The organism is Aliiglaciecola litoralis, from assembly GCF_039523355.1.
Lineage (GTDB): Bacteria > Pseudomonadota > Gammaproteobacteria > Enterobacterales > Alteromonadaceae > Aliiglaciecola > Aliiglaciecola litoralis.
In genome coordinates this window covers 761,186-776,543 of the sequence record NZ_BAAAFD010000001.1, presented here as the reverse complement: position 1 = coordinate 776,543, position 15,358 = coordinate 761,186, and the positions used below count along the sequence as shown (strand labels likewise).

Below are 15,358 nucleotides of genomic sequence, written 5' to 3'. Positions count from 1 at the left end.
GTTTTTTTGATTAGGCTGATAATTGGTCCTATTAATGCGTTTGCTCATCCTTTGGAATTTGTTGCATGGGATCACTAATTGGCCAATCATTTGCGGCTTCCCACTCCCAAAATTCAATGCGTTTTAATCGCTCTTGCTGATTGCTTTTAATTTTGAGTGCTTGTTCAAGTTGCTCCATCACCACGTGAATCTTACGTAAATAAGGCACAGTGTTATTAATGGCGTTACCAAAGTTATTGATTACCCGAACATACATATTTCTTAGGGGTCTTTTATCCTGCAAATATTCACGCCATTCATTTGCTGAGTTAAATTCACGAGTAAAGTCACCGTACTCCATGCGTATAGGGGCAAATAGCTCGGTTGCAGCTTTGCGGACGACTAACCCTTCCCAAACATTCAGCAGTCGATCAAAATGTCGATCGTGCAGCTCAACGATCGCCACTCTCAATTGAGGTGATTTGAGAATGTGCAAACCGTAACTTCGGATACTGGTGTAGCCTGAAGTTTCCAATGACAATGTTTTATAACTGCCACTTGACTGAAAATCTGTCAACAAAGTTGCCTCGTTGAACGCCTCACCTTTGACAAAGTTACTGACATTCCATGCCGACTTTAAATAGCCGTTGGCATTAAACGTCATGTTGTCATCAATTTGTTTGAAATTATTCTCGAGGTTAGTGTAAATCGACTGCAAATACTCCTTCTCTAGCGCTCTGGCATTGCGCTCGGTATTCCAATTGTCAAATGCTAAGGCCAAGGAAATACCGATGAATATCAACATGATCTCAAACAAGGCGGATGGCAGTCCACGCTTGGTCACTTGTTTTACTCTTTCAAAGATCATTAGCTAACCTTGTTCGTTAATCAGTGAATGTGATTAAAAAGTTTAGTGAATAATCTCACTTCCAGATGAAGTGAGTGAGCTATTGGCATTGACACCAAACTCTTTTTCCCACTTACGATACGTGTTATCTAAATATTCATTGGCCATGGCTTTAAATTCGGGGTTGTCGTGAAGCATGACTAAATGAGGAGCGGTGAGCAGATAGCGAGCTACCCCTGGAAAGCCAGAGTCTATTATTACTGTGGAGTTTTTTGCTTGGCCAAGCAAAACATCCACATCGGTTTCACCATTGTATGTAAGTACTAGTGAACATAACCCAGTAGTACGTCCTTTGGTTTTCAGACATCGTTCAATATTATTTTTATCTGATACCCAGCTGTATCTCTTTAAATACTGACGATCTTCACGGTTAAATTTTATTATCGCGTAGAAAAGCATGAAGGGGACTTCTTTTTTAGCAGCAATAAAAGCCTCGGCGTCACTAAACTGCTGATCCATATAAGCAACAAAAGGCTCTTCATCACCGCTTAGTGCCTGTAGTGCTAACAAATAGTAGTCGAAGTCATGTTCAGATAGATTCAAAAGCTTCTGTAAATTAAGTAAAGCAAATTTTGGCTGTGGGTCATTGTGCAAATATGACAATAGATTCACTATTGATGTAGCGTATATTTCATGGTGCTGGCCATTTTCACCTAGGTATGTCCTTAATGTGCTGATGGCTTTATCAATCTTGCCAGTGATCAACAACAACTCAATGTATAGCTGTTTTGTTCCGGTATTCATTTCGCCTTTAAAGGACGCTAAATAATCCAGTGCTTGCCGAGGCTGTTGTTTAAAGATAAACAAGTTATTGACGACTGCCGAGGCAGTGGCGGAATGCTCAGGAGAGTCGTCGCGCAATTTATCGACATAGAACTGATATTGCGTTTGATTTCCTAACCAGTAATGATAAATATGCAGATTAATAATATTGATTTGATCCAGCGGATTAACTTTGAAAAATGCTTCTCGCCCTTCAATGACGGCTTCTATCCCATCGGTTTGCATCATCCCTAAAAAGCGCCAGTTTTGAATGATTGGATCAGAGGGAGCAAGTTTCGCAGATCGTTGGTATAACTTTCTTACTAGCTGAGGTTTGTTTTCCGTTTGCATAATATAGTTGGCAAATACCGTGAGTTTAAGGGGGAACTCGTGTTCACTGGCGAGCAGCTCTAAATACAACTCTTTGGCTTCGCTTAGGCTATGTTGATAATCCATATCGCCATGCTCTGCTGCCAGATTATACACCACATAGAGCTGCGCTTTGGCCAGCGCAAAATCAGGGTCTAATTCAATAGCTTGCTCAAGATAATCTCGCGCTTGATTGAGCGCACTTGCGTTGCGTTGATAACCTAAATCTCGGCCTTTTAAAAATAAATCATAGGCTTGTTGATTAGCTGTCATGCCTTGCTCTACTTTGACTTGTTCAGGTAGCAAATTGAGTTTCAAAGCTTGGGTGATGGCATAGGTAAGTTCGTCTTGTAGGGAAAAGATATCGCTAAGTTGACGGTCGTAGGTTTGAGACCATAAATGGGTACCCGATTCGGCTTCAATTAATTGCGCAGTCACTCTGAGTTGATTGTTATCTTTGCGCACACTGCCTTCTAACACATAGTTAGCACCGAGTGTTTCCGCTATGCTGCGGATATCCTGTTGTTTATCTTTAAACTGAAAGGACGAGGTACGGGCTATCACTTGTAGTTGTTTTAAGCGGGCGAGGGAGTTAAGAATTTCTTCTGCGATACCATCAGAAAAATACTCTTGAGAACTATCAGGGCTCATATCCGCAAAAGGTAAAACCGCTATGGATAAAGCTTTGCTTTCATCTAATTGATAAGTAGAAAGTTTATCGTAACTAATATAAGCCAAAGCCAATAGTAAACTCACCACTAAGGCAATATTGATTTTGCTGCCGGTCTCATGGGTGATGGATTCGTGATGTTCTACTTCTGTGCTTAGCTTCACGCCATCAGGAGTCAGCTCAAAAGCCCAAGCGATGATACAGGCAAAGGGAAAACCGATGATCAGCACAACAGTGACAATGCTGCCAAACAGTTCGGGTAGTTTTAGGTAGGGAACTAGCACTGAGATGATCTGCAACACCAGCCATGCAGTGATGAGATAGACACTGGCTACCTTAAATACGTTGCGTCGTTTTAATTCTGCGAATATAGAGTTGTTCACCCAGTTCCCTTTTTGTTAGCAACTTCTATCAAATCTTAATGTACGTTTTTCAATCAAGTAGCGCAAGTTCTTGTTATTCTTGAACCTCTGGCGCAAAAGCAATTTTGTTACGGCTATTTATAATGTCGAATTTCAAGTGCATGTAGTTGTTTTGTTTAGGAGGTTCCCGCTAACGACATGCGGGGATGACAGTTTTTTTGCATGCGGGGATGACAGTTGTTTTGCATGCGGGGATGACAGTTGTTTTACATGCGGGGGTGACAGCGACTTGTTTGGAAGCTTGCTGCTTAAGCAGAAAACAACATATTCTGCTTAAGCCTGTATTTCATTTCACCTAAGGCATTGGCTTTGTCACCGACAATGATCACACTGGCTCTGTTTACATCGAACATTTGGCCTGACATGCGTTCGTTAGCAAAATTTTCTTCCACTTTATAATCACCGGAGTGGGGCACTACAAATACCGTTACTCGCTCTCCGTTAATATCTTCCATGACCAAATGGTAACTGCGAATGTTGCCGAAGTTACAGAAGTTAGCGTAATAGATACGTCCTAGACTCTGTTTGAATTCCGCTCCTAGGCTTGCCAGCTGTGCGTTCACTGTTTCAAGGCTAATATCACCATTGGCTTTTAATGCATAACCATCACCCTCGTGTTGCACGTGGGCTAAGGCATATTCTCCTAAATAGGTGACATTTTGCTGCTGCCAGATCGAAAAACTCAAACCAAACGTGAAGATCACAGATGCGGCAATAGCTAAGTAGATCTTACTATGACGTGTTTGTGATTTTTGGCTCTCAAGTGATTGCCGGAGAATAAGTTTGTGCGCGAGATCATCAGGCACGCTTACTTTGCTGGCTTGCGATATTTTCGCATCTAGTTGTTTTATCTCATTCCAAAACTGTTGTTTTTTCGGATCGTCGCTGGCGGCCAACTTGACCTCGTCGTCAGCACAATGTGGGTCGGCGTAAATGGTACGACGGAATTGTAAATCATCCATTTTGGTAACCTCTGCTGTCATCAGCTTTTTCTAATGCCTCTTTTAATTGATTACGAGCCCTGAATAACCGCGTCATTACCGTGTTTTTATTCAGTTCAAGCTGAGCGGCTATCTCATCTCCTGTGTAACCAAATACAATTTGCAACATCAGCGGCTCGCGATACTCATCGCTTAGATTGGCCATGAGTTTTCTGAGTTCTCGGTGCTCTATTTCAGTTTCGTTGGATAGTCCATCATCGGCCAATGCCACGTCATCCATATCGACGAGATCGAACTGCTTGCGTTCAAAACGCCTCGCGTTTTCACGTCGTAATATGGTGATTAACCAAGACTTCGCGGCCTTTTCATCTTTCAATGAATCAAGCGACTTCCAAGCTCTTAAAAAGGTTTCTTGGACAATGTCTTCGGCGACGGCTTTGTCTTTGACTAACCAATACGCATATCTGAAAATATCACTATGCAACGCGTTAACCAGCGCTTCATAGCGTTTTTGTTTATTTGCCATGTTCTCAGAGACCGAGTCATTGGCGGATTGCTTTCGGGAAAACATTGCTCTCACAGCCTTTTTTTGTAAGATCATGATTAGTATGATTTTTTAATTATCGAATATGACGTAAATTGTTCATGTACAGATAATAAAAATCCGGACGAATCCGGATTTTTGATAGCATAAATCACTGTTTAAGACTTCTAAGGCTAGATCTGGCTTGCCACCCAAGACTTAATTTTACGTTCCAATATATTTAACGGAACAGGACCGTCCTTAAGGACTTCGTCGTGGAACCCTTTAATATCAAAGCGCTCACCAAGTTGTTGTTTAGCGTATTCGCGCAGCTCCATTATCTTCAACTTGCCAACCATATATGCGGTTGCTTGTCCGGGCATTGCAATATAGCGCTCAATCGCTTTGACTGAGTCGTTTTCAGGGTTTGGCGTATTTTCAATTAAGTAAGCAATTGCCTGCTCACGGCTCCATTTTTTGGCATGGATACCGGTGTCTACTACCAAGCGACATGCGCGCCATAGCTCCATTGCGAGTCGACCGAAATCAGAGTAGGGGTCTTGATAAAACCCCATGTCTTTGGCTAACTCTTCGGTATACAAGCCCCATCCTTCGGTATACGCGGTGAAGGACACATATTTTTGAAATTCAGGGATACCTTCTAATTCTTGTGCAATGGCTCTTTGCATATGATGACCAGGGATCCCTTCATGGTAGGCAAGCGCCTCCATTTGGTAAGTTGGCATGTCTTTCATATTGTAAAGGTTTGCATAATAGGTGCCTGGTCGTGTGCCATCTTTTGATGGGCTTTGATAAAAAGCTTTACCAGCAGATTTTTCTCTAAATTCTTCTACTCGTCTTACCACCATGCGAGCTTTGGGCGTTAAACCAAAATATTCCGGGATTTTGGCTTCCATTTGATCAATCAATGCTTTGGCTTCAGCCATGTAGCGTTGGCGTCCTTCGGTCGTATTGGGATAGTAAAATTGCTGACTGCTTCGCATAAATTCAAAGAATTCCGCCAAACTACCGTCAAATTTCACTTGCGCCATTATGTTGCGCATCTGTTCATGGATCCGTTCTACATTATCCAAGCCAATTTGATGAACTTGATCGGCGTCCATATCGGTGGTGGTAAACCAACTAAGGCGGTTGTTATACCAATCTTTACCTTGTGGTAATCGCCACACGCCATCGCCTGGTGGCGTCAATTCTCGCTGTTTTTCAAGTTCACTTATCATTGCCTGATAAGCGGGCAATACTGAGTCTTGTAAGGCTTGCCTTGCACGGGCACGAAGGCCTGATTTTTCAGCGTTTGAAATATCTAGTTTGTCTAATTTACTCTGAAAATCTTGCCAAATAGTCGAATCTTCCGCCGATTCCATGAAAGGATTACCACTGATCACATTTTGTGATGCTTGAATCATCTGATCATATGACCATTTAGGTGGGAATACACCGAGCTTTTCGCGGATCCTGAGCTGCTCAATCGTCTGCGCAACAAGCGTATCTACGCCTTGTAGTCGAGCAATATAGGCTTCAGCATCGGCAAGCGTATCGACAGAATGAATATTACTTAAAAAGCTGGGGATCATGGTATGCACAGCACGGAATTGATGCATTGCATAACTGTGATGACGGAATTCATCATTCGCCAATTGACGCTGAATATCCACGATTGCAATTTGCAAACTGAGTTTTTGTTTTTCGTCGAGTTGGCTTTCGTCGAAGCTATTTAAATCCGCTAGTCGTTGCTCTAATATCTGGCGTTCTTGCTCATTTCTCGCTTCACTGACATCGTCCCACTTGTCATAATCCCACTTGAATCCTAAATAACTCTGGGTCATTGGAGAGCGTTTCAAATCGCTTTCAAACATAGTTGCAAAGTAGTCGGCCAGACGTTCAGATTCAGATTGAGTTGATTTAGCTGACGCTGTTTCAGCGGTTGATTCTGTACTTTGAGTACCCGCCGCCGGCTCTTGTTTCGAACACCCCATCAAAGCAAGGGTGACCAAGCTAATTGAGAGCAGGGAAGTTTTGATTTTCATTGTGTAGAGTATCCTGGCATAAGTACTAGTGGCTATGCATTATTATATAGTGGTCGCAACCCGTGAACATCTTTTTGTTGTGTAAGGATGTTGGAGCGAAATCTGGTTAATTCTTCTAAAAGTGTACCACTTTTCCAGTGGTTGTCACCTTGTGCATATTCGCTTGCGAGCATGGCATCGATTTGAGCTTGTAAGTTGGGTTGTTGTTGCACAAGATGTTCTACATCAATAGACGGCCCTGTTGCCTGATGTAATGCTGTTTTCCATTTCTGTAAGGCGGCGTATATTTGCCCTGGCCCTTGGCTTTTCACTGCCTGCTTTAATACACGCCATTGCTCAGCTTCAGTGTCACCCTCGGGGCTAGGCGTTGCTTTAGGATTTTTATAATGTTGTGAATGCCAAAACCAGATAATTAATGTCATCAACCAAAGTAACAGTAACATCCAACTGCTTGCACTCCAGAAACGGGGCACTTCTATGGTCTTGATAGTTGGCGTTAGTGCCTGTGGCGATTCTGACAGGTTTGGTTGCTCTGTTGTGATGGGCGGGACTGCTGGCGCCACTTGAGAACTTTGTGCATTGGTAGCTGGGGCAACCTGAATACTCTTAGCAGGTAATTCAGCGTACTCAGTTGTTTGCGTTAAGGTGTTAAACCACGCGACTTTGACCGGTGGAAGTACAAATTGTCCTTCGCGATTTGGGATGATGGCAATGTTTTCTACCCGTTGAGCGATCAGTCTACCGTCACGCACAACTGACGCGGTCGTAGCTTGATCTGGGTAAACTTTAAATCCGGGAGGATAGATCCCTTGCATTTCAGGTAGCTGTTCTTCGGCCACACCTAACACCGATAACGTGAGTGTACGGGTGATGGGTTCACCGACTTTTATATCGGCCAAATCAGGTTGCCACTCTTCATTTAGTTGCACAAATTCACTGGGCAACCACGGTTGTGTAAATGTCGACGGGATGGGTTGCACATTTAAGGTGACTTCAGGCGAAACGCGATTAATCGGTCTGGTTTGATTAAAGTAACTGAAACTGTTGCGCGAACGATCGATTATTTCAGCTTCAAACAGGGGGCCTTTTATCGTCAGTTCGCCACTTGTTTGCGGAATAATCGCGTAATTTCTTTCAATAATGGTGTATCGCTGTCCATCGACAATGTCACTATATCGTTTGTCCTCACCGAGTTTTTTTATCTCAGCGCCACTCACCTCAGGGTTAGCTAAACTTCCCCTTTGAAGTTCTACGGCTAGGTGAATTTTAACCGTATAGGTAATTTGTTGTTGTACATAAGGCTGATTGATATCTACTTGCGCAGTTACGAACGCGTCTCTCACATTACTTGAACTTGCGTCCGAAGCCGGAATGACACGAATGGATATGGGTTGTGTGGACTTTCCTTCAATCTGGAATGCTGGAATGGTAAAGCTTCCCTCTTTTCGTGGGATCAATACAGTGGTCCAAGTTGTCGAGCGCGTTGTATCGAAATTAATCACCCGAGTTTGAGAGCTGGTTGAAGTTCTGCCGATAAAAAAATCATCCGATAGCACGCTAGGGTCAAACGCATTTGGATCAGGGGTCCCTATAGCCACAACAGACAACACAATGGATTCATCCGCCATCACCGGGTTTTTATCAACGCTGGCGGTAACACTATCGACTTGAGCGCTTGCAGACCAAGACGTCAGAATGAGTCCAAGCAAGGTGACTAGTGTAAGCAAAATGGGCTGTCTTAACGTTAACATCATTACCAAGTTCTCTTTGTTTGACTGGGCGCTCGTTCTCTGCGCCTTTGTTGATTTTCAAGCATCATTTTTCGTTTTAACAGGAACGCGGGGTCGTCAGGTACTTTTTTAAGCAAATTTTCCAGACGTTGCATTTGCTCGCGTTCCTCGTCTGTAAGCGGTTGTTCAGACACTTCGGCTTGCTGGGCCTGAGCCTGCTGTTCTTCTGCATCTGATTGTTGTGCTTCGCCTTCGTTTTGTTGCTGTTGTTCGGATTGACTCTCCTGATCTTGGTCTTGTTCGCCTTGTTGTTCAGGACTGTCTTGTTGCTGAGATTGGTCCTGCTGGTTTTGAGATTGTTGCGACTCTGCGGAGTCCTGTTGGTCACTGTTTTGTTGTTGAGTTTGCTGATCCTGTTGCTCTGATTGCCCTTCATTAGAATCTTGGTTTTGATCCTGTTGCTGATTTTGCTCTGAATCCGTGTTTTGTTGCTGCTGTTGTTCTTGTTGTTTTTTCAACTCCTCCAACAGTGCTTTGTTTCGTAATGCATCTTCATGTTCAGGCTGTGTATCTAGCACTTTGTTATAAGCTTCAATGGCCTTGTCTAGTTCTCCTAGTTGCGCCAAAGCATTGCCTTTGTTGTACCACCCTTGTGGTGTATCTATTTTCGAAAACGCATCCACTGCCGCAGCGTAGTCTTCACTTCGATACAAGGCCGCACCTTGCCATAAAGGATCGTTAAACTGCTGGGCAGCCTCAGCATATTGTTGCTGCTCAAACGCCTCTTTTGCTTGTTGGTCGTCGTTTTTGAACCAATCTGACCATTGGGCTGCTTGTACTTGTGTTGGTAACATGGACGAGCTCATAAGCGTTAGCATGATGACGACTATGTAACCTCGTCTAAACGCAAAGGCAGCCAAAGGTAGGAGTAGCAGAAGCAAATAAGGGCCATCTTCTTGCCATTGATCACCGAATCTATCATTGTTGGTTTTACTTTGGTCAGCTTCGCGCTCTAGCAATTGCTGATCAACTAAATAATTGATATCAGTGTCATCCACTGACAAATTTGTGTACTTTCCACCACTTTTTCGCGCCAGTCCGGCGAGTAGTTGTTGGTTCATTTTTGGGATGACAATGCCGCCGCGACTGTCTTTTAGAAAATCTCCGTCAAGTAATTGTATTGGTGCGCCTTCAGCTGTACCAACGCCTAAAATAGAGATACGGTAAGGCAGGCTTTCAAGCATCTCATTGAGTTCGGCTAATTGTGACATTTCAACGCCGTCAGTAATCCAATAAATATCACCTTCGAAATATCCAGCCGCGTTAAGTAACTTGGCTGCCATTTTTATCCCTAAGGCCGGATCGCTTCCCGCTACCGGCATTATTTCTGGCGATAGGCTAGGTAACAAGGTGGTGAGGTTCTGCGCATCAGCACTCAGAGGACTTATTCTAAAGGCATCCCCAGCATAAGCGACCAATCCCACATCACCCTCGGCGATTTCGTTGATCAAATCGATGGCTTTGTACTTCGCCAATGTCAGTCTGTCGGGTTTTAGGTCGGTCGCTCGCATTGACATGGACATGTCTATTAGCACCACTTTTCCCGCGTTTAACTGATACACCGGCTGCGGAAGTTGCTGCCATGTTGGGCCCGCCAGTGCGGTCACAGCGATCAGCCATGCGATGGCCACCAAACTGAGCGGAGGACGTCGTTTTTGAATTCCTTGGCTGGTTACCAAATGGCGATATAGATGGGCGGGCAACACCCCTTGCCAACCAGATTGATTGCGATGCAGCAGCGCAGCCAACACCAGCAGCACAGCCATTGGTATCAAAGCCCAAAACCACTCTGGACGCAGGAAATGGAATAAGTTGAAATCGATCATGCATACCTCCGCAACGCATTACGGGCAATCCAGCCTAAACAGGGCTTTAAGGCAATCAACATGGTCAGTAATATGGCCAGCCCAAGTGGATAATAGAAGAGGGCTTTTAACGGTCGCATTTGCCGACTCTCTCGTTCAATCGGCTCTAGCTCATCTAAGATCGCGTATACCTGTTGCAACGACTGAGTGTCGGTGGCGCGAAAATATTTACCACCGGTTGATTGTGCCAGTTTAGTTAACATATCCTCATCTAGATCTCGCGATGGATTAGTACGGCGCACTCCAAAAAAGCCTTGGGTAACCATGGATTCGGCTCCCACCCCAATGGTATAGATCGTAATGTCGTTATTTATCGCCAATTCATTGGCTTGCTCTGGCGTGATATTACCCACGGTATTTTGTCCATCGGTTAACAATACCAAGACTTTATTTGACTCATTCTTAGAGGAAAATCGTTTGATCGATAATCCGATAGCGTCACCTATGGCGGTTTGTTCGCCTACTAGGCCTATTTGACTTTCTTTGAGTAATTCTTCGACGGTATTTCGGTCATGAGTGAGGGGAGCCTGCAAATACGCCGTATCGGCAAATAATATCAGTCCAATACGATCTCCCACTCGACGTTCAATGAAATCACCTAACACCCGTTTGATCATCGTCAGGCGATCCACCTGCCGACCATTTACTACCATATCCTCCTGACTCATACTGCCGGATAAGTCTACCGCTAACATCAAATCTCTTCCTTTGGAGGGAATACTCACCGGATCACCTAACCATTGTGGTCTTGCTGCCGCAGTCACCAGTGCTAGCCAAGCGATCACTGCCAGCAATATGTTGAACCAATTAGTGGCTTTTTTATGCTCAGTTTTAGAGATTTCAGAGGTAAGGGCAGGAACCCGCAGTGCGGCACCTTTGTTGTGTTGTTTAGCGGGCAACAGCAAAGCCAGTAAAGGCAAAGGTAAACAAAACAGTACCCACCACCATGCAAACTCAAACATGACTTACCTCCGAAACTTGAGCACGTTCTAATTGCTTTTGGGTAGGAGGTAGGCTGTGTTGAATCCACGTCTTAGCGCTATCGATCACGGACTCTGCTGAGGACTCTGGCGTTTTCTGATACAGATTTTGTTGTAACTGAATACATGCCTGTTTAAAGTCTTGTTGCTTGTTGTCTGGGAGTTGCTGAGTCAGAAAGTTGCACCACTGCTCACCATATAAGGATGCGATAGGCGCACTCGGGAAATAGGCCAATGCCACCCGTTTTAGTAGTTGATTGACTTCAGAATAAACCGTCGGGTTGTCAGGATTTAGTGTACGCAACTCTTGCAGTGCCATTCGCTTGACTCGTCTGGCACTTAGGTATCGATATAGCCAAACAGTAACGACACAAACGACAAGTATTGAAACACCCATCAAAAGCCACCATCCCCAGGCTAGAGGCCACACGCTGACACTGTCAGGCACATGGATATCATTGAGCTGCTCTAACGGATTCACTTGGCTGCTCTCCCTTGTTGCACCAACTGAGTTTCTAGGGCTGAAGCGGCAGTAATTGGCAGTGTTTGAACTTTACATTGACGCAATACGTGCGCTAATTGTTGGAATCGTTGTTGGTGGGCCACTTTGTACTGCAAAGCGGTTTGCTTTTCACCTAACACTAAGGATTGTTGTGCCTCACCATCGGTAATTTCAAGACTCTGCACACTGCTCACCTGAGGCAACTCATGTTCAAATGGATCAGTAATCGAGTAGGCAATCACTTCGCTGTGCCGTGAAATGCGACTCAAGTGTTGTTTGGTAATATCATCAAGTTGTTGAAAATCACTCAACACAAAAATCAAACTGCCGGGATGCACTAAGCGACGCAAGCGTGCACAGGCATCTGATAGTTTTAATTCGCCAGGGTTCAGATCCTCAGGGGAGTGCATGTCGATCAAACCATGTAAAAATCCTAGCACCGCTTTTTGACGGGTGAAGGGTTTTAACTCGGTATGTCTATGCTGATTGTAAATAAGGCCACCGACGCGATCACCTCGAGAGGAAGCCGCCCACGCAATCAAAGATGCAAGGTGTGCAACCTGTACCGATTTGAACAACAGCTGCGTGCCAAAGTGCATACTTGACGATAAATCCGCCAATATAAAAATAGGGCGTTCTTTTTCTTCTCGATACAATTTGGTGTGAGTTTTGCCAGTACGCGCGGTCACGCGCCAGTCAATCGCCCGAATATCATCGCCGGGTTGATAGTGCCTGGCCTCGTCAAACTCCATACCACGGCCTTTGGTTTTAGCTAAATAACTACCCGCCAGCTTAGATTGGATTGTTTTACGTGGTGCTAGATTCATCAAACTGGTTTTAGTTTGATAATATAGCAGCTGTTTAATGTTCAGTGACACACCATCGGTGTGCAGCTGGTTCAGCCATTTATTTACGTCCTGCATTACAATCTCACTATGGCACAGGAACCAATTTCATAATGCGATCCAACAATTGATTGGCATCGATACCTTCCGCCTCTGCTTCATAGCTTAATAGTATCCGATGGCGCATCACGTTATGGAAAACCGCTTGAATATTATCAGGACCGACAAAATCACGCCCCATTAACCAAGCATGTGCGCGGGCACACTTGTCCAGTGCAATGGTGGCCCGAGGGCTGGCACCGAACTCAATCCAATTTGCCAATGACGGGTCATATTGTTGCGGTTCGCGAGTGGCAATAACCAGTTCAACTAAATAGCGCTCTAATGACTCGTCTAGATGGATTTTTAACAAGTCTTTGCGGGCCGCAAAAATATCCGCTTGGGAGATGACGACCGGCTCGACTTGTTGCTCTCCAATCGCCTCATTACGCGTCAAACGCAAGATATCAAGTTCAGTGTCTGCGCCTGGATAGGCAATTTCCAAATGCATTAAGAATCGATCTAATTGTGCTTCAGGTAGGGGGTAGGTTCCCTCTTGCTCAATCGGGTTTTGTGTGGCCATAACCAAAAACAGCTCAGATAGCGGATAAGTGGTGTTACCCACGGTAATTTGACGTTCCGCCATGGCTTCAAGTAAAGCGGATTGCACTTTAGCCGGTGCGCGGTTTATTTCATCCGCCAAAACTAAATTATGAAACAAGGGGCCTTTTTGAAAAATAAACTGTCCGGTTTCAGGCCGATAGATATCGGTACCGGTTAAATCTGCGGGCAATAGATCGGGGGTGAACTGTACGCGATGAAAGTCCCCCTCTAATCCCTGCGCCAAGGCATTAACGGCGCGCGTTTTAGCCAAACCTGGCGGTCCTTCAACCAGTAAATGGCCGTTCGCCAATAAGGCAATCAGTATATTATGGGTCAGGTTACTTTGTCCCAGGACTTGCGAATCTAAATATGCCTGTAATTGTTTAAATTTTTCTACTGCCATGCATTTTTCCTAGTGCGATTTATCCAATTGCCATGAAGCAACTTACTGACATGTAATAGCTATATAAGGTTCCATTGTCGAAACACAATGTTACATCTTCACTTCTTTATTCATTTAAGTATTTGTCTGATTAAAAGCGAGTACGACCGTCATTCCTTATTGTCAGGCTTATGCTCTCCAATTCAGCTAAAACACTCTACACTATATGGATTGAACAAGATGCCGAAACGGCGGGAATTAAGCAGAATAAATCAGCAAACCGTCGATTTGAAGGTAATCACGAGAAGATCATGCTGTGCCCTTAGATTTGAATTTTTGCAAACTCTCTGTACAATCAGCATTTATTTACAGGTCAGACCACTCTGACGAAAAACATGAGGACAAATAATGTCAGCTAAACAAACAGTCTCTACTCGCAGCGGTGACCGTATCGCGATTGTCGCTGGATTGAGGACTCCTTTTGCCAAAATGGCAAGCTATTTTCACGGAGTGCCAGCAGTCGATCTGGGCAAAATGGTCGTTAACGAAATGCTTACCAGACATAATTTAGATCCTAAATTGGTTGATCAGCTTGTTTATGGCCAAGTGGTACAAATGCCAGAAGCGCCAAATATCGCCAGAGAGATTGTGTTAGGAACGGGTATGAACGTTCACACCGACGCTTACTCCGTTTCCAGAGCCTGTGCGACCAGTTTTCAGTCAACGGTGAATATTGCCGAATCAATGATGGCAGGCAATATCGACGTGGGTGTTGCCGGTGGCGCCGATTCTACTTCAGTTTCTCCTATTGGTGTGTCCAAAGCGCTGGCTAGAGCCCTGACCGATATGCAAAAAACCAAAACCTTGGGACAAAAGTTTAACATCCTGAAAAAGTTGGGCTTTAAAGATTTGTTACCTGTGCCGCCGGCCGTTGCTGAGTATTCAACCGGATTGTCAATGGGACAAACCGCCGAGCAAATGGCTAAATCACATGGTATTACCCGACAAGCACAAGATGAATTAGCGCATCGCTCGCATACTTTAGCGGCGCAGAGCTGGGAAGCTGGTCATTTAGATAATGAAGTGATGACCGCTTATGCCGAACCTTTTAAAGGTGCCCTAGAAAAAGATAATAACGTGCGATTCGATTCCAAATTAGAAGGCTACGCGAAATTACGTCCGGTGTTTGACAAGAAACACGGCACAGTGACTGCTGCCAATGCCACGCCATTAACTGATGGCGCCTCTGCGGTAATTATGATGACGGAAAGTCGCGCCAAAGAGTTAGGTTACACACCATTAGGTTATATCAAGAGTTACGCTTTCGCTGCCATCGATGTGTGGGAAGATATGTTGATGGGACCTTCATACGCAACACCTATCGCTTTGGATAGAGCAGGCATGACGTTGAACGATTTAACACTTATCGAAATGCACGAAGCCTTTGCAGCGCAAACCTTGGCTAATTTGAAGATGTTTGCCAGTGATAAATTCGCCCAAGAAAAGCTTGGACGTAGCAAAGCAACAGGTGAAATTGATATGGACAAGTTTAATCAAATGGGCAGTTCCATTGCATATGGACACCCATTTGCAGCAACAGGAACGCGAATGATCACGCAGATGCTAAACGATCTGAATCGCAAAGGCGGTGGTACTGGCTTAGTAACGGCTTGTGCTGCAGGTGGCTTAGGTGCGGCCATGATTGTTGAAACAGAGTAAGGGGAACAGATA

12 protein-coding genes are annotated in these 15,358 nt (G+C 44.6%); 1 reads left to right on the top strand and 11 read right to left on the bottom strand.

Features of this window, described 5'->3' with window-relative positions; all coding sequences use genetic code 11:
* Positions 1 to 31: 31 nt before the first annotated feature.
* From ABD036_RS03475 to ABD036_RS03425, 11 genes are all read right to left on the bottom strand, one after another.
* The gene (locus ABD036_RS03475) at positions 32 to 847 is read right to left on the bottom strand and encodes a DUF6090 family protein (RefSeq protein ID WP_343856472.1); all 816 of its coding nucleotides are present in this window, start codon (positions 845 to 847) and stop codon (positions 32 to 34) included.
* 42 nt (positions 848 to 889) lie between these two features.
* Positions 890 to 3,070, bottom strand: coding sequence for a hypothetical protein (locus tag ABD036_RS03470; protein ID WP_343856471.1), 2,181 nt, complete (start codon positions 3,068 to 3,070; stop codon positions 890 to 892).
* Positions 3,071 to 3,357: 287 nt separating this feature from the next.
* On the bottom strand, positions 3,358 to 4,092 hold the full coding sequence (locus ABD036_RS03465; RefSeq protein ID WP_343856469.1) for a DUF3379 family protein: 735 nt from the start codon (positions 4,090 to 4,092) through the stop codon (positions 3,358 to 3,360).
* Positions 4,064 to 4,621, bottom strand: coding sequence for a sigma-70 family RNA polymerase sigma factor (locus ABD036_RS03460; protein WP_343856467.1), 558 nt, complete (start codon positions 4,619 to 4,621; stop codon positions 4,064 to 4,066). The genes ABD036_RS03465 and ABD036_RS03460 overlap by 29 nt, the downstream gene beginning before the upstream one ends.
* 146 nt (positions 4,622 to 4,767) lie before the next feature.
* Entirely contained in the window at positions 4,768 to 6,621 is a 1,854-nt protein-coding gene (locus ABD036_RS03455) for a DUF885 domain-containing protein (RefSeq protein ID WP_343856465.1), read from the bottom strand.
* A 32-nt stretch (positions 6,622 to 6,653) separates the two neighbouring features.
* Entirely contained in the window at positions 6,654 to 8,375 is a 1,722-nt protein-coding gene (locus ABD036_RS03450; RefSeq protein ID WP_343856464.1) for a BatD family protein, read from the bottom strand.
* On the bottom strand, positions 8,375 to 10,237 hold the full coding sequence (locus ABD036_RS03445; RefSeq protein WP_343856462.1) for a VWA domain-containing protein: 1,863 nt from the start codon (positions 10,235 to 10,237) through the stop codon (positions 8,375 to 8,377). Before ABD036_RS03445 ends, ABD036_RS03450 begins: the two co-directional genes overlap by 1 nt.
* The gene (locus tag ABD036_RS03440; RefSeq protein WP_343856461.1) at positions 10,234 to 11,238 is read right to left on the bottom strand and encodes a vWA domain-containing protein; all 1,005 of its coding nucleotides are present in this window, start codon (positions 11,236 to 11,238) and stop codon (positions 10,234 to 10,236) included. Before ABD036_RS03440 ends, ABD036_RS03445 begins: the two co-directional genes overlap by 4 nt.
* A complete protein-coding gene (locus tag ABD036_RS03435) occupies positions 11,231 to 11,737 on the bottom strand; it encodes a DUF4381 domain-containing protein (protein ID WP_343856459.1) in 507 nt (168 codons plus the stop codon). The genes ABD036_RS03440 and ABD036_RS03435 overlap by 8 nt, the downstream gene beginning before the upstream one ends.
* On the bottom strand, positions 11,734 to 12,681 hold the full coding sequence (locus tag ABD036_RS03430) for a DUF58 domain-containing protein (protein ID WP_343856457.1): 948 nt from the start codon (positions 12,679 to 12,681) through the stop codon (positions 11,734 to 11,736). The genes ABD036_RS03435 and ABD036_RS03430 overlap by 4 nt, the downstream gene beginning before the upstream one ends.
* Before the next feature lie 10 nt (positions 12,682 to 12,691).
* Positions 12,692 to 13,648, bottom strand: coding sequence for an AAA family ATPase (locus tag ABD036_RS03425; protein WP_343856455.1), 957 nt, complete (start codon positions 13,646 to 13,648; stop codon positions 12,692 to 12,694).
* Between the two features lie 387 nt (positions 13,649 to 14,035).
* Between ABD036_RS03425 and fadI the strand changes: the two genes are divergently transcribed.
* Positions 14,036 to 15,346, top strand: coding sequence for an acetyl-CoA C-acyltransferase FadI (gene fadI / locus ABD036_RS03420; RefSeq protein ID WP_343856451.1), 1,311 nt, complete (start codon positions 14,036 to 14,038; stop codon positions 15,344 to 15,346).
* Positions 15,347 to 15,358 lie beyond the last annotated feature (12 nt).